General features: G+C 71.4%; 16 protein-coding genes. 6 read left to right on the top strand and 10 right to left on the bottom strand.

The window, feature by feature from the left end:
• Positions 1-39 precede the first annotated feature (39 nt).
• On the top strand, positions 40-1,590 hold the full coding sequence (gene guaA / locus NYZ98_RS35330; protein WP_262848515.1) for a glutamine-hydrolyzing GMP synthase: 1,551 nt from the start codon (positions 40-42) through the stop codon (positions 1,588-1,590).
• 158 nt (positions 1,591-1,748) lie between these two features.
• Positions 1,749-2,957 carry an acyltransferase family protein gene (locus NYZ98_RS35325; protein ID WP_262848513.1) on the top strand — a complete coding sequence of 403 codons (1,209 nt, stop codon included), beginning with the start codon at positions 1,749-1,751 and terminating at the stop codon, positions 2,955-2,957.
• Positions 2,958-3,005: 48 nt separating this feature from the next.
• On the opposite strand, the gene NYZ98_RS35320 is transcribed toward NYZ98_RS35325, so the two are convergent.
• A complete protein-coding gene (locus NYZ98_RS35320) occupies positions 3,006-3,236 on the bottom strand; it encodes a DUF397 domain-containing protein (protein ID WP_262848511.1) in 231 nt (76 codons plus the stop codon).
• Between the two features lie 347 nt (positions 3,237-3,583).
• On the opposite strand from NYZ98_RS35320, the gene NYZ98_RS35315 reads away from it, so the two are divergent.
• The gene (locus tag NYZ98_RS35315; RefSeq protein WP_262848509.1) at positions 3,584-3,922 is read left to right on the top strand and encodes a hypothetical protein; all 339 of its coding nucleotides are present in this window, start codon (positions 3,584-3,586) and stop codon (positions 3,920-3,922) included.
• On the opposite strand, the gene NYZ98_RS35310 is transcribed toward NYZ98_RS35315, so the two are convergent.
• Positions 3,898-4,605, bottom strand: coding sequence for a polysaccharide deacetylase family protein (locus NYZ98_RS35310; protein WP_262848507.1), 708 nt, complete (start codon positions 4,603-4,605; stop codon positions 3,898-3,900). The two genes, NYZ98_RS35315 and NYZ98_RS35310, sit on opposite strands and share 25 nt — an antisense overlap.
• A gap of 130 nt (positions 4,606-4,735) precedes the next feature.
• Positions 4,736-6,658, bottom strand: a complete 1,923-nt coding sequence (locus NYZ98_RS35305; RefSeq protein WP_262848505.1) for a glycosyltransferase — start codon at positions 6,656-6,658, stop codon at positions 4,736-4,738.
• Positions 6,659-6,890: 232 nt separating this feature from the next.
• On the opposite strand from NYZ98_RS35305, the gene NYZ98_RS35300 reads away from it, so the two are divergent.
• Both NYZ98_RS35300 and NYZ98_RS35295 read left to right on the top strand, forming a co-directional pair.
• Positions 6,891-8,297 carry a CDP-alcohol phosphatidyltransferase family protein gene (locus tag NYZ98_RS35300; protein ID WP_262848503.1) on the top strand — a complete coding sequence of 469 codons (1,407 nt, stop codon included), beginning with the start codon at positions 6,891-6,893 and terminating at the stop codon, positions 8,295-8,297.
• Positions 8,298-8,324: 27 nt separating this feature from the next.
• Positions 8,325-9,368 (top strand): sulfotransferase family protein, encoded by a 1,044-nt coding sequence (locus tag NYZ98_RS35295; RefSeq protein WP_262848501.1) that lies wholly within the window; start codon positions 8,325-8,327, stop codon positions 9,366-9,368.
• A 119-nt stretch (positions 9,369-9,487) separates the two neighbouring features.
• Here NYZ98_RS35295 and NYZ98_RS35290 read toward each other — a convergent pair whose 3' ends face one another.
• The 6 genes from NYZ98_RS35290 to NYZ98_RS35260 form a co-directional block, all read right to left on the bottom strand.
• Complete coding sequence (locus tag NYZ98_RS35290) at positions 9,488-10,573, bottom strand: glycosyltransferase (RefSeq protein WP_262848499.1); 1,086 nt, start codon at positions 10,571-10,573, stop codon at positions 9,488-9,490.
• Positions 10,574-10,663: 90 nt separating this feature from the next.
• Positions 10,664-13,348 (bottom strand): bifunctional glycosyltransferase/CDP-glycerol:glycerophosphate glycerophosphotransferase, encoded by a 2,685-nt coding sequence (locus tag NYZ98_RS35285; RefSeq protein ID WP_262848497.1) that lies wholly within the window; start codon positions 13,346-13,348, stop codon positions 10,664-10,666.
• Positions 13,349-13,581: 233 nt separating this feature from the next.
• Complete coding sequence (locus NYZ98_RS35280; RefSeq protein WP_262848495.1) at positions 13,582-14,808, bottom strand: SRPBCC domain-containing protein; 1,227 nt, start codon at positions 14,806-14,808, stop codon at positions 13,582-13,584.
• Positions 14,809-14,960: 152 nt separating this feature from the next.
• Positions 14,961-16,076: an SRPBCC domain-containing protein gene (locus tag NYZ98_RS41435; RefSeq protein ID WP_316249639.1), complete on the bottom strand. Its 1,116-nt coding sequence runs from the start codon at positions 16,074-16,076 to the stop codon at positions 14,961-14,963.
• Positions 16,073-16,519 carry an ArsR/SmtB family transcription factor gene (locus tag NYZ98_RS35265; protein ID WP_380707977.1) on the bottom strand — a complete coding sequence of 149 codons (447 nt, stop codon included), beginning with the start codon at positions 16,517-16,519 and terminating at the stop codon, positions 16,073-16,075. The genes NYZ98_RS41435 and NYZ98_RS35265 overlap by 4 nt, the downstream gene beginning before the upstream one ends.
• 56 nt (positions 16,520-16,575) lie before the next feature.
• Positions 16,576-17,157, bottom strand: a complete 582-nt coding sequence (locus tag NYZ98_RS35260; protein ID WP_262848493.1) for an ATP-binding protein — start codon at positions 17,155-17,157, stop codon at positions 16,576-16,578.
• Positions 17,158-17,439: 282 nt separating this feature from the next.
• Here NYZ98_RS35260 and NYZ98_RS35255 point away from each other — a divergent pair, with 282 nt between their 5' ends.
• On the top strand, positions 17,440-19,068 hold the full coding sequence (locus NYZ98_RS35255) for a hypothetical protein (protein ID WP_262848491.1): 1,629 nt from the start codon (positions 17,440-17,442) through the stop codon (positions 19,066-19,068).
• A gap of 94 nt (positions 19,069-19,162) precedes the next feature.
• Here NYZ98_RS35255 and NYZ98_RS35250 read toward each other — a convergent pair whose 3' ends face one another.
• Entirely contained in the window at positions 19,163-20,212 is a 1,050-nt protein-coding gene (locus NYZ98_RS35250) for a LacI family DNA-binding transcriptional regulator (protein ID WP_262848489.1), read from the bottom strand.
• Between the last annotated feature and the right edge of the window lie 2 nt (positions 20,213-20,214).

Here is a 20,214-nt window from a genome sequence, read left to right as displayed (position 1 = left end):
AGACTGGGGGACCGCGGCAGCTCTTGGGGGGTCTTTTCGGTGTCAGAGTTCGACACGGTCCTGGTCGTCGACTTCGGCGCGCAATACGCGCAGTTGATCGCCCGGCGGGTCCGTGAGTGCCACGTGTACTCCGAGATCGTCCCCTCCAGCATGCCGGTGAGCGAGATGCTCGCCCGGAACCCGAAGGCGATCATCCTGTCCGGCGGCCCCGCGTCGGTGTACGCCGAGGGTGCCCCGGCCGCCCCCGAGGGGCTGTTCGACACCGGCGTGCCGACCTTCGGCATCTGCTACGGGTTCCAGGAGATGGCCCGCGTCCTCGGCGGCCAGGTCGCCCAGACGGGCATCGCCGAGTACGGCGGCACACCGCTCGCGGTCGGGAGCGAGGGCGTGCTCTTCGCCGGCCTCCCCGCCGCCCAGTCGGTCTGGATGTCCCACGGTGACAGCGTGGCCGCCGCCCCTCCGGGCTTCGAGGTCACCGCCTGGACGCGCGACACCCCGGTCGCGGCGATGGAGTGCCGCGAGCGGGGCCTGTACGGGGTGCAGTTCCACCCCGAGGTGATGCACTCCGAGCACGGCCAGGCCGTCATGCGCCACTTCCTGGACGCCGCCGGCTGCCTCCCCACCTGGACCATGCTCAACATCGTCGAGGACGCCGTCGAGGCGGTGCGCCAGCAGGTCGGGCCCGAGGGGCGGGCGATCTGCGGGCTGTCGGGCGGCGTCGACTCCGCCGTGGCCGCCGCGATCGTCCAGCGGGCGATCGGCGACCGCCTCACCTGCGTCTTCGTGGACCACGGGCTGCTGCGCAAGGGCGAGGCCGAGCAGGTCGAGCGCGACTTCGTGGCCGCCACGGGCGTCAAGCTGCGGGTGGTGGACGCGGCCGAGCGGTTCCTCAAGGCCCTGAACGGGGTGTCCGACCCCGAGGAGAAGCGCAAGATCATCGGCCGGGAGTTCATCCGGGTCTTCGAGGACGAGCAGCGGGCGATCCTGGCCGCCGGGCCCGTCGACTTCCTGGTCCAGGGCACGCTCTACCCCGACGTCGTCGAGTCCGGCGGCGGCACGGGCACCGCCAACATCAAGTCACACCACAACGTGGGCGGCCTGCCGGACGACCTGAAGTTCTCCCTGGTCGAGCCGCTGCGCACCCTGTTCAAGGACGAGGTGCGCCGCGCGGGCGAGGAGCTCGGCCTGCCGGCGGCGATGGTGTGGCGCCAGCCGTTCCCCGGCCCCGGCCTCGCCATCCGCATCGTCGGCGAGGTCACCCAGGACCGGCTGACCGTCCTGCGCGAGGCCGACGCCATCGCCCGCGAGGAGCTGTCCAGGGCCGGGCTCGACCGCGAGATCTGGCAGTGCCCGGTGGTGCTGCTGTCGGAGGTCCGCTCGGTCGGCGTCCAGGGCGACGGCCGCACCTACGGTCACCCCGTCGTGCTCCGCCCGGTCACCAGCGAGGACGCGATGACCGCCGACTGGGCCCGCGTCCCCTACGACGTGCTGGCCCGCATCTCCACGCGCATCACCAACGAGGTCCGGGACATCAACCGCGTGACCCTCGACATCACCAGCAAGCCCCCCGGCACCATCGAGTGGGAGTGACCGGGGCCGTCCACGGCTGAGACCCGCGATCGGGTGGGTTGAGCCGCCGGCGGGTGCGGCCGTGATCCGGCCGGGCCGGGCGGTCGGGGTGATCGGGCAAACCCAGTGAAAAGTCTGGTTCACGGTTTTGAAAGCCGGGAGCCGGTAAGTTTTGTCGAATGCTTACGACCTCGACGGTCGACCCGGCGACGACGGCGTCCTCCGATTCCCCCGGCCCGAGGCTGGCCTGGCTGGACGCCGTCCGGGGAGTGGGGTCGACGGCGGTCCTGATGGAGCACATGCTCTACCGGTTCCTGCCGGGGTTACGGCCCTACTGGTTCAACCTCGGCATGTACGGGGTGCTGGTGTTCTTCCTGGTCAGCGGGTACATCATCCCGGCCTCGCTGGAGCACCGCGGTGACGTCAGGGCGTTCTGGGTCGGCCGGTTCTTCCGCCTCTACCCGCTGTACCTCCTGGTCGTCGCGCTCGTCCTCGGGTTGGTCGCGCTCGTGCCGCTGCGCGAGGCGGTCGTGCCCGACCTCGGCACCGCCGCCGCGCACGCCACGATGCTCGTCGACGTGGTCGGGGCCGCGGGGGTGGCCGACACGATGTGGACCCTGTCGTACGAGATGGTGTTCTACCTGCTGGTCACGGCGCTGTTCGTGGCCGGGTTCCACCGGCGCAGCGGCGCCTGGGCGGTCGGGTTCGCCCTCGCCTCGCTGGCCGTCGGGCTGCTGCTCGCGGCCCCCGCCCTCACCCGCGCCCCGGCCGCGTTCGTCGCCCTCGGCGTCTTCGTCGCCGGCCTCGGCTGCGTGGTCGCCGGTTCCGGGCGGGTGCGCATGGCGGGCGCACTGCTCATCGGGGGCCTCGCGGTGACGCTCGTGCTCCTCGGCAGCCGCACGCCCTGGCTGGGCCCGGCGATCCTGTCGGTGATGTTCACCGGGACCGTGCTGTACCGCTGGGAGCGGGGGCAGATCTCCGGCCTGCGGACGGTGGCGGTCGTGACCGTCGTGCTGGCGCTCGTCCCCGTCTTCGCCTTCCCCTCAGGCTGGTGGGCGTACCCGCGCGTGTGGATCACCACGATCGCGCTGGCCGGGGCGACGTTCGCGATCGGCATGGTCTTCCGCCGCCGGGAGATGCCGCGCGTGCTGGTCTGGCTGGGCGTGATCAGCTACTCCGTCTACCTGCTGCACCACCCGCTGCTGAAGCTCTACCTCACCCTGTTCGGCGACCCCCGGGAGCGGCCCCTGGCCGCCCAGGCGCTGCTCGCCGCCGCGTTCGTGTCCGTGGTGCTCGGGGTGAGCTGGCTGACCTACCGGTATGTGGAGTGCCCGATGCGGCGCCTGGGCCGCCGCGTCGCCCACGCCCTGCCGTCGTCCGCCCGGTAGCCCGCCCGCGCCACCCCTCCGAGGAGGTCCCGGCCGTCGCGGGGTGGGTCAGTCGTCGAACTCGCCGTCCCGGACGCCTAGGACGAAGGCTTCCCACTCGGCGGCGGTGTAGCGCAGCACGGTGCCGTTGGGGTCGGCCGGGTTGCGGAGCGCGACCGCGCCACCGGGGAGGTAGGCGATCTCGATGCGGTCCTCCGAGTTGCTCCCGGGCGCGCTGAGCCAGGTCACGTCCGAGATGTCAAGCGCGTACAGTTCGGCCTTTTCGTGCACGTCGCTCATCTTCCTCGTCTTCTTAATGGGCCTTGTGAGGGTCATCGGCGAGTAACCTTGTCGGGAGCCGTGGACAACGTTAGCAGCCCTCCCGCCTGCGACGGGATGGGAATCCGGCGGAGCCGGGCTACCGGCGAGAATGCGCCCCATACGGGGAAATCAGAGGGAATTGCCGGAATTGTCCGAGTCCCGGGGAATTTCAAGTTCGTCGCGAATGGAGTAGCCGGGATCGCGCGGTCGTGGTTCCTTGTAGCATCGCCATCGGCGGGTCACCACCCTCACCGAGAGCACCATCTGGGACTCGGCTCCGGCCGGCACCGAAGGCATCACCTGGGACTGGACGAGGACACGACACAATGCTGGTCGAGCTCACGATGCACACCACTCCGTCGCACCCGTCGGCCGACTCGCCGATCGACGGCATCCGGATCCTCGCCCTGCTGCCCGAGCAGTGGCGCAAGGACCTCAGCCAGGCCAACGGAGAGATCATCATCCGCGTCGACACCCAGGACGACACCACCGGCGAGCAGGTCGAGGAGACCATCACGGCGGTGCTCGACGACCCGGCCATCAGTCACTGGAGCCTGCGCGCCTGCCAGACCCTCTCGCCGAGCCCGCCCGAGCCGCCGGCGCAGGACCCGCCGGGGTCACCAGGTCAGGAACCGCCGGGTCAGTTCCAGCCGCCGACCGGGTAGACCTCGCCCGCGCCGAGCTCCCGGCCGCGCAGCAGCTTGCTGACCGGTACGACGTGATACCCGCGCTTCTCCAGCGTGGCCAGGATCTTCGGCATGGCCTTGACCGTCTCGGGCCAGACGTCGTGCATCAGCACGACGCGGTCCCGCTTGGCCAGCCCGAGCACCTTCTTGGTGACGGCCACGGTGTTTCGCAGCTCCCAGTCGCGCGAGGTCCCGTTCCACACGATCTGCGCCAGCCCCATCTCGGCCGCGACGGACCCCACGCGGTCGTCGGTGTCGCCGTACGGCGGGCGCAGGAGGCCGGGGGCCTTGCCGGTGGCGTGCTCGATGGCGTCCTGGGTCCGGCCGATCTCCTCGCGGATCTCGTCGTCGGAGAGCGAGGTCAGGTGCGGGTGCGACCAGGTGTGGTTGCCGATCTCGTGGCCCTCGCGGGCCATCCTGAGCGCGGTCTTGCGGTACTTCTCCACGCGCGCGCCGACCAGGAAGAACGTCACCTTCGTGTGGTGCTTGCGCAGCAGGTCGAGCAGCTTTCCGGTGTAGGGGCCGGGGCCGTCGTCGAAGGTCAGGGCGATGCATTTCACCTTCGCGCAGTTCACGGCGCGGCTCGTACGGGCCGAGGCCGGCGGCGCCGCCACCAGCGTCACCATGACCGCCGCGAGCACGATCGGAATCCATCGCCGCATCGTCCGTCTCCTTTACCGTCAGCGCCGCGCCACCTTATCCCAACCCCCCTATAGACGGATAAATCGTGCAATATCGGTATCGAATTGGGGTGGCATGGCGAACGGACGGTCCCCGGAGAATCACGGGCCGTCAGACGATCGGCCGGTGCTCCGCCGGAAACAGGGTGGCCATGGTCCGCGGATTCCGTACCCGGATCGCCAGCTCGTCGGCCGCGGTCCGGTACAGCGTGATCTCACGGTCCTTGGTGGTGTAACGCGCCCTGGCCTTCGGGCCGGCCATCGTGACCGCGATCGGCTCGGATATCGCGTCCCCCACCACATGCGCCCGCCATTCGGACGGACGCCCGGTCACGCTCCGCCGTAACGGGCCGGCCGGGACCCGGACGCCGAACGTGCCCGGCCGCTCGCCAGGGACGAGCGGATGGTGGTGGGCGACGCCGCCCGGGCGGGGGGTCAGCCGCAGCCGGGCCCCGCCGCCGAGCCGGACCGGCACCGCGAGCGACAGCTCCAGGTCGTCGCCGGCCAGGCGGTGGCCGCTCAGGCGGGCCTGGGACGGGCCGACCGTGATGCGCAGCGTCTTCTGGTCCGACCAGTGCGGGCGCGCCCACACCCCCTCCTCGACCTGCCTGCTCACCAGGCCGCGCGCCTTGACGTTGGACGGCGGCCCGAGCTCGGCCCGGTGGAAGACGCCGTGGTTGTGCACCCACAGCTCGACCGTCCACGTCGCCGGCCCGGACGCCCGCCGGGGGCGCAGCCGCCGAGGGTCGACGGTGAACCGGTAGCGGCCCCGCGACCCGAGGACGATGCCCAGCGGCAGGCGGCGCAACGTCCCCTTCCGCACCAGCCAGGCCACCATCTGCTGGTCGCGGCGCCGCGCCGCGCGCAGGTGGAGCACGCGGGCCCGCCCCGACAACTGGAGGTTGCCTGCGCTCCAGGTCACCGACCGCACCTCCTGGGCCAGCACGAGGTCCTCCCGCATCCGGTACACCTCCCTCGGCACCGCGTAGCGGGGGTCGTCGAGGAAGGGGAGCCTGCCGTAGTGGCGCAGCCCGTGCCGGACGGCCCGCGCGTGGTCGTCCTGGGTCGTCCGCTCGAAGCCCAGCGTCTCGAGCAGCTCCGGCAGCATCCGGTTGCCCGCGAGGTGCCACTGGAGCCGCCGTACGGCGGTGAGGCGGTCGGTCGAGGCGCGGTGGACGCGGGCGAGGTAGCCGCCCGCGAGATCGAGGAAGCGTTCCTGGAACGGCTCGTCCGCCCGGTCGAGCAGGTGCATGAAGATCCGCAGGTCGGAGTCGAGCGCCACGCGGTCCCATTCGCGAAGGTGCCGCCGGGAACCGTGCTCCGCCAGGAAGCGGCGGACGGACTCCACCGCCGCGAAGCGGTCCTCCATACTCCTGATGTTCACCCGGTTGCGGGTGATGGAGCTGGCGTGCCGCCGCCACACGTACACCGGGGCCGCCAGCACGTCGACCTTCCCGGCCAGGAAATGGGCCGGGATCGCCACCTGGATGTCCTCGTACAGGACGCCTTCGGGGAAGCGCAGGCCGTGGCGGTCCCAGAAGGACCGGCGCCACACCTTGTTCGTCACGAGCCGGTCGTACAGCAGCACCGGCCGGCGGGTCACGTGGGTCCCGGCCGCCGACCCCCGGAAGATCGGGCGGTGCATCGGGGACCGCTTGCGTCCCCGCGAGGTCAGCACGTCGACGTTGCCGGTCGCGAAGTCCGAGCCGGTCGCGCGCAGGCTCGCCAGGAGGTACTCCAGGGCGTACTCCGGGACGAGGTCGTCGCTGTCCACGAAGGCCAGGTACTCTCCTCGGGCGTGCAGGACGCCGGTGTTGCGCGCGGCGCCGAGGCCGGCGTTCGGCTGCCTGACCAGCCGGAACCTCCGATCGCGCGCGGCGAAGCGCTCGGCGATGGCGGCGCTGCCGTCGGGGGAGCCGTCGTCGACCATGACGACCTCGATGTCGCGCCAGGTCTGCGACGCCAGCGAGTCCAGGCACGCCGCGAGGTACGGCTCGACGTTGTAGATCGGGACGACGACGCTGAGTTCCGTCACGTGCCCCCTCCCGCACGGGTCATGACCACTACGATAGGCGCCCGGCCGTGTGCGAAGCGTGGTCGTCGCCTCCGGCGGCGGGTCACGGGCCCTCGCGGCGGCCGGCGTCGCGAGGGCGCTGGTCAAGACGCCCGAGGAGAGTCGCCAAGGCCGGTCAAGAAAGCGCCTAGAGATCTCATGTTAGTTACAGACGGTGAGTTTTCGGTGGCTTCACGTGGCCATGCTGGCAGCTATGAGGTCCTATTCGCTGGATGACGTCCGCGCGACGCGCAAACGCAGAGACTCATGGTGGACGGTGTTCATGGTCGACCCGGTGGCCTGCCGGGTGGCACTGTTCGTAGCGAATCGCACCGAGATCACGCCGAACGCCCTGACCCGCTTCTCGCTGATCCTCGGCATGGTGTCGGCGGCCTGCTTCGCGGCGAACCGGCTCGTGCTGGGCGCGGTGGTGTTCTACGTCAGCTTCATGATCGACTGCGTGGACGGCAAGATCGCCCGCCTCAAGGGCACCGGGACGCCGTTCGGGCTCTGGCTCGACTACGTGGGCGACCGGTTCCGCGTCGTCTGCTGCGCGTTCGGCCTCGCCTACGGCCAGTACGTCGCGACCGGGCGCATGGCCTACGTCCTGCTCGGCGCCGGGATCGCCATCCTCGACCTGTTCCGCTACGTCAACGCCCCGCAGATGAAGCGGGTGCGCCAGACGGTGAAGTCGCGCAGGCGGGCCGCGCGCCGCGAGGAGCTCGCGGCGGTCCGGGACGCCATGGCCGTCGAGTCGCTGGACCAGGGCGCCGGGTACGCCATGTGCGGCTCGCTGCTCCCCGAGCCGCACGACTTCCCCGACTACACCTCGCGGGCCCACGAGCCGCCCGACCACGGGTACGGGTCCGGCGAGCCCTTCGACCAGATGGCCGAGGCGTACGACCAGGCCGGCGAGGAGGGGGGCTTCGACTCCGCCACCCGCAGGGACGCCGCCCACGGCCAGGCGGCCCACCAGCCTGGTGACCGGGAGGCGGCCCCCTGGCCCACGGACCCGGACGCGGCCCACTGGCCCATCGGCCAGGACGCGGCCCCCTGGCCCGTTGGCCAGGACGCGGCCCGCCGGCCCGGGGAGCGGGAGGCCGCCGACCGGCAGGGCGAGCGGGAGACCGACGGCGCGCGGCCCGGCGACCGGGACGACACCGGCCCCCTGCTGCGCGACTACGGGGCCACGATCCCGAGGCAGGGGTCGATCCCCGGCGACTCCCTCGCCTTCACCCGGCCCCTCACCCCCGAGAGCCTCTCCTACGCGCCGCCCTCGCCGTCCTCGGGCCCGTACGACCAGGCGGCGGCCTGGGAGGCCGAGGCCCCGGTGGGCGCGCGGCAGCGCCTCGGCCACTTCCTCGCCCGGCACCGGGTGCGCACCCACCTGATGAGTGGGATCGAGTTCCACGCGGCCGTGTTCGTGATCGCGCCGCTGGGCGGGCCCGCCGCGCTGCTGCCCGTCACGACCTGCGCCGGCGCCCTGCTGGTCCTCAACGAGATCTTCCTCGTCTACCGCATGTGGCTGTCCACCCGCGCGCTCGCGGGCCGCGCCGAGCCGAGGACCGCCGGCGCGGACGACCAGCACGTGCGGACCGACCCGTTCTTCACAGGGGTGTAGGGCGATGGGACACGGAGGTGCAGGACGATGAGTCCAGACAGGCCGATCTTCGTCATCGGGTGCCCCCGATCGGGCACCACACTGCTCCAGCTCATGCTGCACTCGCACCCGAGGATCGCGGTGCCGCCGGAGACCCGCTTCCTGCTCGCCGCCTACCTGCGCAGGCGCGCGTACGGGGACATGCGCGACGCCGAGAACCGGCGGCGGCTGGCCGAATGGATCGCGACCGACCGGGCGACCCGGTTCCGCGAGCTGGGCGTCGACCGCGTGACCTACGTCCGCAGGGCCGTCGAGGGGCCCGGGTCGCTGGGCTCGGTGCTCGGCGAGGCGTTCCGGGCGTACGCCGAGCGGTTCGGCAAGCCGCGCTGGGGCGACAAGCGGCCCGCCTACGTCAAGCACGTCGGGACGCTGCTCCGGCTGTTCCCCGACGCGCAGTTCGTCCACCTCGTGCGGGACGGGCGCGACTGCGTGGCCTCGCTCAAGGAGATGCCGTGGTTCCGGCTCGACGTGTACCACGCCATCTCCGTCTGGGCCGACTCGGTCGACCGTGGGCGGCGGTACGCCAGGCGCCTGCCCGCCGGCAGTTACCACGAGATGCGCTACGAGGACCTGACCGCCGACCCCGAGGCGGAGCTCACCAAGCTGTGCGAATTCATCGGCGAGGAGTTCGACCCGGCGATGTGCGACCCCCGGCGGGTGGCGACGGTGGCGGTGCCCGCGCGCAAGGTCTGGCACGGCAACACCCACAAGGACATCACCCGGGCGCGGGTGGGGAGCTGGGCCACCCGGCTCGCGCCCTGGGAGATCGCGCTCTGCGAGGAGGTGCTGGGCGACCGTCTCCAGGCGCGCGGCTACGAGCTGTCCGGCGGGCCCGGGGCCTCGGCCGAGCACCTGCTCACCTACCGGGGGACGGCCGCGCGGCGCGGGCTGTCCTGGAGCAAACAGCGGGGACGCGAGTGGCTCGACCGGCTGCGCGAGCCCGGCCCGCTCCCGGCGATGCTCACCTCCGGCCAGCTCTCGCTCGCCCGCGTCCCGAGGCCACGCGAGTCGTCCCAGCTCATCAAGGGCTGACCACCCGGGCGTCCCAGCTCATCTGGAGCTGACACCCGGGCGGCCCGTCCCGTCAAGGGCTGACACCCGGGCGTCCCGGCTCGTCCAAGGGCACGCCGTCCAGGGCGGGCGGCCGGGGTTCAGCGGCGGGTGCGGGCGAACAGGTCCTCCCAGCGGTCGAGGACCCGGTCGGCGCGGAACGACTCCGCGTGCACACGCCCCGCCGCCCCGAGCCGCCGCCGCCGTGCCGGGTCCGCCATCAGGCCGCCCAGCGCGCCGGTGAACGCGTCCACGTCCGAGGGCGGCACGAGCACGCCCGTCGTCCCGTCCAGGACCAGCGAGCGCACGCCGCCGGACACGTCGAAGGCGACCGACGGCATGCCGTACGAGGCGGCCTCGCCCACGACCAGCGGGAACCCCTCGTGCTCGCTGGACAGGCCGAGGATCGAGCCGTTCAGGTACTCCTGGCCGATCTCCGCCGCCGGGACCCGGCCGCGGAACACCACGCGGCCGGCCACACCCGCGGACGCGGCGTGCGTGCGCAGGCGGGACAGCTCGGGGCCGTCGCCGATCAGGTGGAGCTCCCACTGCGTCTGCGTGCGGGACGCGCGGGCGAAGGCCGTGATCAGCCGGTCGAACCGCTTGACGGCGGCCAGGCGGCCGATCCCGAGCACGCGCGGCACGTCCAGGAAGGACGTGCGCTCCGGCCACGCCCGCAGCGGGTTGGGCAGGTCGGTGACGTTCGGCAGCAGCGCCTCCTCGGCGAACCGCCACGCGTCCTCGGGGCTGAGGAAGACGGCCTGGTCCAGGTGCCGGTAGTCGCGGCGCACGGCCGCGAAGTGCGGGGTGCCCCGGGCGTGGTCGAACGAGCCGTGGTACTGGCCGATCGCGCGCAGCCGGGGCGGCAGCAGGTCCGCGACCCACGACACCACCCCGGGCGAGGTCAGCACCGCGTACCCGGGCCCGAGGGAGGAGAGCAGCCGGGACACCCCCCGCCGCGCGGCCCGCCGGCTGCCGTCGCCGAGGTGGCGCCGTTGCACCACGTGGTGCTCGTACAGGGGCCGTTCGACGTATTTGAACGGGTCGGGGGCCCGGTGCAGGCCGACCACGTGGACCTCGTGGCCGCGCAGGGCGAGACCCTGGGCGACCGTGTGGGTCACCTGCTGGATGCCGCCGAGCGTGTCGGCGTCCATGCAGGCGAAGACGACCGTGTTCACGCGTCCCATCCCGTCGTCATGCGCGAGGCCCCGCGCTCGGCGGCGCGCATGACCCCGCTGTGGGTCCCGGCGTCACGGACGTGCGGCCCGGTTCCGGCGTCACGGGTGCGTTCCCAGGCCGTGGAAGAAGGCGTCGACCACCCGGGGGGCGGCCTTGCCGCTCTCCTCCGAGCAGAACAGGCCGGCGAAGTCGGCGTACCGCTCGGCGTACTCCTCGGTGACCGCCGCCAGCCCGCGCACGGCCGCGACCAGCTCGCCGGTCGTCGACAGCATCGGGCCGGGGGCGATCTCCCGAAGGTCGTAGTTGAGACCGCGCTCCACCCGGACGTACTCGTCGTAGTCGTCGGCGTACAGCAGGATGGGCCGCCCGGTGCAGGCGTAGTCGCAGATGATCGACGAGTAGTCGCTGAGCAGGGCGTCCGAGGCCAGGATGAGATCGTTGACCTCGGGATAGGACCCGGCGGGCCGGACGAAGTGCCGCATCCGCTGGGGCACTTTGTACCGTTCGGCCGGGTGGGTGCGCAGTACCACGACCCACTCGTCCGCGAGCGCGGCGGCCAGCGCGTCCAGGTCGACCCGCACCGAGGCGCCGCTCCGTTTGGACCGGTCGCGGTAGGTGGGCGCGTACAGCATGATCTTTCGGTCCTCGGGGATCTCCAGGGCCGCCCGCACGCGGGCCAGGGCGCCAGGGTCGCCGTTGACGAGCACGTCGCAGCGCGGCGAGCCGAAGCCCAGCACCGCGCCGGTGTACTCGTTCGACGGGACGAAGACCCGCTCGAACTCCGGCCCCGGCGACACCAGGGCGTCCCACCGGGCCACCGCCGACCGCCACTGCTCCCGGGGGCCGGGGAAGTCGCCGCGCAGGTCGGGGGAGTCGAACCCCACCGTCTTGAGCGTCTGCCCGTGCCAGGTCTGCAGGTAGCGCGTCCCCTTGGGCTTGGGGAAGTCCAGCGGGAAGCCGTGCGTGTCCACCCAGTACCCGGCTCTGGCCAGCGTCCAGACGTACCGCCAGCTCATCCGCCGGACGAGCGGCACGCTCGCCGGGAAGCCCCTGCGGTCGCCGCGCACCGACCAGCGCACCTGGAGCGGCAGCCCGCGCCGCAGGATCTCCTCGTGGATGTACTTCGGGTTGCCGGTGTAGGCGGCGCCGATGTCGGACTCGAACAACGCCAGGTCACGGCGCTGCGGGACGATCTTGATCAGCCGCCGGTACACCCACAGCTTAAGGTCGGTGCGGGCGACCAGCGTGCGGAGCCGGCGCAATCGCGACATCCGGCGCAGCGTGCTCGCCGGCCGCCAGCGGACCCGCAGGAACGCGCTGTCCCCCTCGGGGCCGACCATGACCTCGTGCCGGCCGATCGTGAACGTCAGCGGGGGCGTGGCCGGGTCGATCAGCAGCCGGTCGCTCGTCCGGTGCCCGTCGGGGCGGGTGAACCCGATGCGCACGTCGCGGCGGCCGTCGAAGCCCAGGCGGCCGAGGCTCGCCCCGGCGAGGTCCATCTCGATCTGGGTGAGGTAGCTGCCGTCCGCCTGGCGTCGCGGCGTCAGCGGCACCTTCAGCCCCTTGACCGTCAGGTCGGCCACCGTCTTCCAGCGGCGCAGCACCGCGAACGGGTCGTAGGTGCGCACGGTCATCGACACGACCGTCCCCTCGGCCGACATCTCGCAGATCTCGTGCCGGATCCTGGTCGCGGTGTACGGCAGCTCGGCCAGGCGCAGCTCGGTGATCTCCATCCCGGGGTCGGCGCGCGTCCCCCAGTACGTCCGGCCGTCCACCAGCATGGCGTGACGCGGGGCGGCCTTCGGGGCGGTCAGCGACCGGGCCGCGACCACCAGGTCCTCGAACCGGTCGGTGCGGATGAGATGGCAGCACACCCTGGTCATCGGCTCGGCGCGGGCGAGCACGCCCGGTTCGAGCTCGTCGAGGTACGGGCGCACCACCGACGCGAAGTCCTTGGTCCAGACCGAGGTGTGGTGCGGCAGCTTGTTCAGGTAGACGCGCAGGTCCTGGACCAGGAAACGCTGCTGCCGGTCGCCGACCAGGTCCGAGCAGCCGTTGTCCCGCAGGATCGCGTCACTGGTCTGCGCCGCGCGCACCCGGTGCCGGATGTTCTCCATCTCCCGCAGGTTCAGCGAGATGGACGTCGACTCGACCGCGCGGTGCCACAGGTAGACCACCCACGGCACGACGGCGAAGCGGCGGGACGCGCAGAACAGGGCGGCGGTGAAGACGTGGTCCTCGTAATGGATGTTCTCGGCGAAACGCAGGCCGTGGTCGCGCAGGAAGGCGGTACGGAACAGCTTGTTGGTGGCGAAGCCGTCGAGGAACAGGCGGGGCTCGGTACGGATCCCCTCGACCACCCGGCGCGGCTGGTACAGGGACGGGTAGTACCGCTGCACGCGCCCGGTGGCCTCGAACAGGCGGGCGATCTGACCGGCGGCGAAGTCCGCGTCGGTCCCCTCCACCTCGCTCAGCAGGCTCTTGCAGGCGTGCTTGGTCAGCTCGTCGTCGCTGTCCAGGAACATGATGTACGGGGCGCGGGCCGCGTCCATCCCGGTGTTGCGCGGCGCCCCGCAGCCTCCGCTGTTGGTCTCCCTGCGTATGTACCTGAGCCGTGGATCATCGAAGCGGGCGAGGACACGGGCGGTGTCGTCGGTGCTCGCGTCGTCCACGACGATCACTTCGAGGTTGCGGAGCGACTGGTTCAGCACGGAGGCGAGAGCGCGTGGCAACCGGGCGGAATCGTTGAACGTTATGAGCACAACGCTGACATCCGGCTGCATACTTCATCCCCTGAGTCGGCATTGGCGCTGACTCGGGTATTCCCCCGCATCCCACCATCCCGCCGCCCCCAGCCGACTGCTGACCCTCTCTTGCCCGACTTTTACGCTTATCCCCAACCCCCACCGGCAACCAAGGACGTGGCCAGGCCCTGACGGCGGGTGAGGAGCGACCGAGCCTCAGCGGCGGGTGAGGAGTGGCCGAGGCTCAGCGGCGGGTGAGGAGTGGCCGAGGCTCAGCGGCGGGTGAGGAAGCGGCGGAGGAACCAGGCGGCGACGATCAGGGCGGCGATGCCGGCGACGATGGGGGCGGCACGCTTGAGCAGAGGCAGTCCGGCGATCTCCAGCAGGTCGAGCGCCTCCTCCTCGGGGCTCCTGGACGTACGAGCGGTCCCGGCAGGGTGCGCCTCCCGCCCGGCGGCCTCCTCCGAGATCGGCGCGTCGTAGTCATCCGGCACGGCACTCAGATGCCGCGCGGCATGCCCCACATGCGCCGGCGCCCCACCGGCCCCGGCCCCGTCCCCACCACCCGGCAAAACCTGCGTAGGCCCTCCCCGCACCCCAGACCCCTCCGCCTGATCCGGCTCAACCGAAGCGGGTCCCCCCACTGGGCCCGACCCGGCCGTACCTCGCTGCGGAACCTCCTCTTCAGGGGGCCCCACCAGGGAGGGTTCGTCTCCCTTGCCCACGGAACCGTCGGCCTGATCCGGCTCGGCCGAAATGGCACCCCCCGCTGGAACCGACCCGGCCGCTGGAACTAGGCCGCCCGCCCGTTGCGGGCTTCCCTCCGCATGGGGCCCAGCCAGGGAGGGTTCGTCTCCCTTGAGGGGGACTTCCGGTTCCGCGGGCAATGTCTCCAGAGGGGGTTCCGGCTGGAGGGGGGAGTCGAGGGTGGGGGTGCCTGTTTCGCTCAGGGGGCTGGTGGCGGGCTGGTTGAAGGGGGTGGCGGCGGGTTCGCCGGACAGCGGCGGGATGGACCCCTCCGCCCTGGCGGCCGGGGTGACCTCCTCCGGTGCCTCGCGCAGCAGCGCCGAAAGATTGGCGGCGAAGCGGTCGATGAGCTTGGCTCCCACCTCGGCCATCACCCCCCGCCCGAACTGCGCCGGACGCCCGGTCACGGTGAACGTGGTCTCGACCGTGACCTTGGTCTGGGCGCCATCACCGGACAGCTTCGCGCTGACGACCGCCTTGGCGGTGCCCGTCCCGCGCGCCTCCTTGCCCGAGGCGACCAGGCTCAGGGAGTGGGCGTCCTTGTCGACGGCCTCGAAAGAGGCCTTCCCCCGGTAGGTGACCGTGATGGGCCCGACCTTCACCTTCATCCGCCCGGAGAAGACGTCGCCGTCGACGGTGTCGACCGTCGCCCCCGGAAGGCAGGGAGCCACCCGCTCGACGTCGAGAAGCACCGACCACGCCTGCTCGATCGGCACGGGGACCGTGAAGTCGTGCTCGAACCGCATCGTCATCGATCCGCTCCTCCTCCAGGGTGACGACCCACCGAGTGAACGGCTGGGCGGCCCTTGTCGCTCTTGCGACACTATGACCGCTCAGGGTGCCCTCGCTACCCTCGTACCCCTCATGCGAGGGTCATGCGGATCCCTTTCAGGGGGATGTGCCGTCAGGTCCGGGTGCCTTCTTTGATCACCCGGTACGTGAGGTGCTGGGCGGCCGACGTCGAAACCGACTCCAGGAGCTCCAGCCGCACCGCGGCGGACGCCGCCGCCGGGAACAGCCGGGTGCCCTCCCCAAGGACCATGGGGGCGAGATGGATCAGCAGGACGTCGGCCAGCCCCGCCTCCAGGAACTCGTGCGCGACGTTCCCGCCCCCCATGACCACGACGTCCCTGCCGCCCGCCGCCGCCCGGGCCTGGGCCAGCGCGCTGTGCGGCCCGTCGGTGACGAAGGCGAATCTTCCGGTCAGCCGCACCTTCTCCGGCACAGAGTGGGTCAGCACGAAGATCGGCGGCGCGTCGGACTGGTCGCGCTCCGCGCCGTACCCCAGCTCGTCGTTCCACCCGTTCGGCCCGTCGACCACGTCGAAGAGGTTCCTTCCCATGATCACGGCCCCGGACCGGGCGTAGGAGGCTTCCAGGATCTCGGCGTTTCGCGGGTCCTCGCCGCTGAAGACCCATTCGTGCAGGGGCTCCCCGCCCACACCGAGCCCGGCGTCGGGACCGGCGCCCGCAGCCGTGACGTACCCGTCCAGCGACATGGTGATGTCGACGAACACCTGTCCCGACCTCTGCGTCTCACCCCCGGCGGCGAGCACCTCCGACAGCCGGTCCATCGAGTCGTTGAGGCCGTGCTCCATGCCGCTGGCGAGCATCGCGTCCCGCGCCTCCACGGACGGGTACACGGTGTGGCCGTGCACCCGGGTGCGCCCGCCCAGGTCCTCGAAGGTCGTGGACTCCAGGCTGACCACGCCGGGACTGCCCTCGTACTCGAAGGTCTGGATGATCCGCGCCCCGGCGGCGACGGTGTGGAAGACGCCGCGGAAGCCGTATTCCCCGCCGTCGGGGCTGCGGTGGATGTACCGGTATGCCCCGCCGGGCCGGGCGTCGTACTCGAGCAGGTCCATCTCGACCTCACGCGGCCCGAGCCACTGGGGGACCAGACCAGGATCGGTCATGGCCCGGAACACCTTCGCGGGCGGCGCGTCGAACTCGCGGACGATCTCGATGAACGGGCTACCCGAAGGCGCCGTGATGACCGTGGGATTGATGCGATCGCTCATATCTCCTGCTCTCCTTCTGACGTGCTCCTACTTGTCCCGAACGTGCTCCTACTTGTCCCGAACGTGCTCGTACTCATCCCGGACGTGCTCGTACCTGTCCCGGCCGGCTCGTCCGCCATGGTCTCCAGCACGGCGTCCAACCGGCGGTGGCGTCGCTCGGCGGCCAGCCGGTAGCCGTCGATCCAGCTCGTCAGCGCTTCGAGCGCCGCCGGGTCGAGATGGCACGGACGACGCTGGCCGTCGCGGCTACGGGTGATCAGCCCGGCGGCCTCCAGCACCTGGATGTGCCGCGACACCGCCTGCTTGGTGATCGGAAACGGCTCGGCGAGCTCGTTCACGGTCGCCTCGCCCCGCGACAGCCGCGCCACCATCGCCCGCCGCACCGGATCCCCCAGCGCCGCGAACGCCCGATCCAGCCACTCCTCGGCCTCGCCGTCCATCATCAACCAATCTCTTTATAAACCATTTGGTTGACTATAGGAACCCACCCCAGTCGCCGTCAAGAGGCCGACGTCTCCTCCACCGCCGGGCCCCCGAACAACGCCCACACGAGATGGCCACCGTCCGGGCTTCCCCGGTACCCGACTCGCGTGGCCAGCAGCCTGACGATCTCCAGCCCACGGCCGTACTCGCGAAGCGCCTCGTCCGGACGACCCTCCGATGCCCTCATCTGCGGATCATCGAGACCGGGTGCGCCACCTCCGCCGAGGTCGTACACCCCGACGCGTACGCTGCGCGGGCATCTCGTGACCTCGACCACGAAGTAGCCGCCGGGGTCGCCCGAACGGCTGTGGAACAGGGCGTTGTTGACGAGCTCCGCGACGGCGAGTTCGGCGTCGTCCATCCAGCGGGTGCCGGCCAGCAGGCACCGCACGAAGGCACGGGCGCTGGGGGCCTCCTCGGCGAGCCCGGCGAACGCTCGCCGCCACACCATCCTCCCCACCGGCACCAGGCCGCTTTTCGTCCCCTCCACCAAGCCGGGACGATCATCTGTGGCGGGGCGGCCTTCTGGAACACCCGCTCCTTGGCCGTCGCCGGGACGCCCGATGCCGGGCAGGATGTCGGTGCTGGGATCGGCCATCGGGCCACCTCCTCGACGCTGGGCACGGGGCCGTCCCGCGCTGAGCAGTACTGTCACCCGGCGCGCGACCAGGCCCCACCCCCGCGACCTCGGACGGGAGGACGCGAGTGGCGGTCTTCCCACCTGGCCGCACTCCTCGCCACGAGTCGCGGATCACCATCGCCTCCACCTGGCAATGACCCCCCGGACCCCGGAAATCGTCACCGTGCGGGCACTCTGCGTGAGTAGGGTGGCCGTGTCATGTGAGGTCGTGAGCGCTGTGCTCGATCTTCATGGAGGGGGTTGGTCGTGACGGAGGGGCATCGGATTCTGGTCGTCTGCCGCAGGCGCGGGGCGGCGTTGCGAGCGAAGGGGTTCACGTTCGAGCAGATCGCCGACGTGATGAGCCTCGATCTGGACGACAGCCCGCTGCTGCTGCACCGGTACGCGCATGGGTTGACGGCCGCGCAGGTGGTGGCGGTGTTCAACGATCTGGACCCTGCGGGCACGGCCTCGATGCGTACGGCCCGGTTGTACGACCTGGAGGGGTGGCCGCAGGGCAGGCGTCGTCCCTCGCCGCGTGTGCTCGATCTGCTGGCCCGTATCTACCAGACCACCGCGCGCCGCCTGGTCACCGACACCACATACGCCACCTACGGCCCCTACGACCGCGAACTGATCGACGCCACCGACCATCGTCACCTTGACCCCTGCCAGCACACCCATCTCATGCCTGCCATATCCGGAATTCCGCATGCGAGCATGGAATCGGCGGCGGGCAGTGGGTGGCCGGTGACGGACGCGCCCTCGGCCGGGAACGCCGGGTTGCGGCCCGGCGACTGTGCTGCTTTGTTTCGCGCCCTCACCGCCGAGGAGGCCGATGTGAAGCGACGTGAGTTGCTCTTCCAGTTGGCCGTGGCGCTCGGCGGGGTCCCGGCCCTGCGCCTGCTGCGTCACCTCACCCCGGACGAAGAGGTCCACCTCGCCCAGGCCGTCCAGGGCTCCGGCCGCGTCGACGCCCACACCGTCACCGCGATCGAGAAGCTCATCGCCCACTGCTGGCAGCTCGACGAGTCGCTCGGCCCCCAGAGACTGCTTCCCATCGCGGACGCTCACCGAGACCTGGTGGGCCGGCTTCTCCACCGCGAATCGCTCACACCCGCTCTGCGCGACCGCCTTCTCCGCGCCTACTGGGCGGTGTCACACCTGGGCGGCTGGCTGCACTACGACGTACTGGACCACGAGGGCGCCGTCACCCGCTACGAGGACGGCCTTAAAGCCGCCCACCAGTTAGAGGACGCGACCCTCCTCGCCCACATGCACGGACTCCTCGCCGAAGCGGCCGGTTTCAAGGGGGAGCACTCCAGAGCGCGTGATCACGCATTCGCCGCGCAAGGATGGGTGAGAAGTAGCCTCAGCCCGCTCCAGCATGCCGCTACGTCGCTGGTCCTGGCGCGTGTGCTCGCCCACTCGGGAGACGGCAACGCCAGCTTGCGGGCTATTGATCACGCATACGACATCGCCGGGAAACCGCGCAGTGAGACCGACCCCGCCCACCTTTACTGGTGTACGCCTGCTCGGGTACAACGCCATTCGCTCTACTGCTACGTCACGCTCAAAAGGCCGGATCAAGCGCTCGCGGCAGCGGAGAAGTCACTCACCCTTGACGAGAACTGGGTACGCCAACGCGGCTTCGTCCTCGTCGAGTACGCGAGTGCCCTGACCCAGAAGCGGGAGATCCCGGAGGTCGCCCGCCAGTTGGGCGAAGTCGCGATCATCGCCACCCGCCACAGCTCGGCCCGCCTGCTCCACACCCTCCGAACCGCCCGCCAAGCCCTCCACCCCTGGTCCACCAACACCCACATCCGCACCCTGGACGAAAAACTCCACCCTCTCGGCCTCGCCACCACCCCGACGTCGGCCCAGAGGTAGCAAACGATCTACCAGTGTGGCGCCAAATGGCAGCAACTGGCAGTTGCGTCGCTCCGCTGGTGCCGGAGACGCATGGTCATGTCCCTGGGCGGCGTTAGCCGGTTGGTCTGGTGCTTGTTCGTACTGTGGTGGTCCAGGTGGGTTCGGGGGGTGGGGCGGGGTCGCCGAGGGCGATCTGGGCGCAGGTTCGGCCCTGGTCGTGGAGGGACTGGGCGATCGTGGTGAGGCCCTTCCGGCTCGCGTCCGGGTCGTCGTCCCAGCCGGCGACCGCGACGTCGCCGGGCACGCGGAGGCCTCGGCGGCGGGCGGCATCGAGGGCGGCGAAGGCCAGTTGGTCGCTCATGGCGACCACCGCGTCGGTTTCGCAGGAGTCGAGCAGCACGTCGGCCATGGCCGCGGCCTCGTCGCGGTCGTTGCGGGCCACGACGGCCACGGGCAGGTGGCGCGGGTCGAGACCCGTTTCCCGGCAGTGGTCGTAGATGCCGAGGAGGCGGTCGCGGGTGACCGGGAACTCCACGAGGCCGGGGTCCGGTCCGGTCTCCAGCCGAGGCCGGCGGTCGCGGCCGAAGGGAAAGCTGAGCACGGTGGGACGGCGGGCCCCGGGGAAGGTGTGTGCGGCCAGATCGCGGGCGGAGGCGCGGTTGTCGATGCCGACCACCTGGGCGCCGGGGACGGCGGGACCGCCGTGTACGGCGACGGGCCTGCCGATCCCGCTCAGGACGGCGAGCACCGGGTCGGAGTCGACGGTGGTCCAGACGATGTAGCCGTCGACGGACGCCGACCTCACGCGGTCGACGTCCCTGTCCGCACCGGTGGTCGGAATGAGGTTCAGCCCGATCCCGCGCTCGCGGCAGACCTCGGCGACGCCGGCCAGGAAGCGGCGGGCCTGCGGGTCCTCGAAGGCGTAAGCGAGGTGCTCGCCGAGCACGACGCCGATCGCGTCGTTGTGACGACGGCGCAGGGACCGTGCGGTCGGGTCCGGTCCTCGGTAGCCCAGCTCGGCGGCGACCTCCCGTACGCGGCGCAACGTGTCCGGGGCGACCCGATCCGGCTGGTTGTAGCAGTACGACACCGTCATCAGTGAGACGCCGCAGCGGTGCGCCACCTTGGCCATGGTGACGCGCGAAGACCCGGGGCCGGACATGG

Source organism: Sphaerisporangium corydalis, assembly GCF_025506355.1.
Taxonomy (GTDB): Bacteria; Actinomycetota; Actinomycetes; order Streptosporangiales; family Streptosporangiaceae; genus Sphaerisporangium; species Sphaerisporangium corydalis.
This window is presented reverse-complemented; position numbering and strand designations above follow the sequence as displayed.

What these genes read in the sequence shown, in the direction of transcription:
- NYZ98_RS35310 (WP_262848507.1), bottom strand. Translation starts at nt 4,605, where the DNA reads ATGCGGCGATGGATTCCGATCGTGCTCGCGGCGGTCATGGTGACGCTG.
- NYZ98_RS35260 (WP_262848493.1), bottom strand. Translation starts at nt 17,157, where the DNA reads ATGGCCGATCCCAGCACCGACATCCTGCCCGGCATCGGGCGTCCCGGC.
- NYZ98_RS35315 (WP_262848509.1), top strand. Translation starts at nt 3,584, where the DNA reads ATGCTGGTCGAGCTCACGATGCACACCACTCCGTCGCACCCGTCGGCC.
- NYZ98_RS35285 (WP_262848497.1), bottom strand. Translation starts at nt 13,348, where the DNA reads ATGCAGCCGGATGTCAGCGTTGTGCTCATAACGTTCAACGATTCCGCC.
- NYZ98_RS35250 (WP_262848489.1), bottom strand. Translation starts at nt 20,212, where the DNA reads ATGTCCGGCCCCGGGTCTTCGCGCGTCACCATGGCCAAGGTGGCGCAC.
- NYZ98_RS35280 (WP_262848495.1), bottom strand. Translation starts at nt 14,808, where the DNA reads ATGACGATGCGGTTCGAGCACGACTTCACGGTCCCCGTGCCGATCGAG.
- NYZ98_RS35300 (WP_262848503.1), top strand. Translation starts at nt 6,891, where the DNA reads ATGAGGTCCTATTCGCTGGATGACGTCCGCGCGACGCGCAAACGCAGA.
- NYZ98_RS35265 (WP_380707977.1), bottom strand. Translation starts at nt 16,519, where the DNA reads ATGATGGACGGCGAGGCCGAGGAGTGGCTGGATCGGGCGTTCGCGGCG.
- NYZ98_RS35290 (WP_262848499.1), bottom strand. Translation starts at nt 10,573, where the DNA reads ATGGGACGCGTGAACACGGTCGTCTTCGCCTGCATGGACGCCGACACG.
- NYZ98_RS35295 (WP_262848501.1), top strand. Translation starts at nt 8,325, where the DNA reads ATGAGTCCAGACAGGCCGATCTTCGTCATCGGGTGCCCCCGATCGGGC.
- NYZ98_RS35320 (WP_262848511.1), bottom strand. Translation starts at nt 3,236, where the DNA reads ATGAGCGACGTGCACGAAAAGGCCGAACTGTACGCGCTTGACATCTCG.
- NYZ98_RS41435 (WP_316249639.1), bottom strand. Translation starts at nt 16,076, where the DNA reads ATGAGCGATCGCATCAATCCCACGGTCATCACGGCGCCTTCGGGTAGC.
- NYZ98_RS35325 (WP_262848513.1), top strand. Translation starts at nt 1,749, where the DNA reads ATGCTTACGACCTCGACGGTCGACCCGGCGACGACGGCGTCCTCCGAT.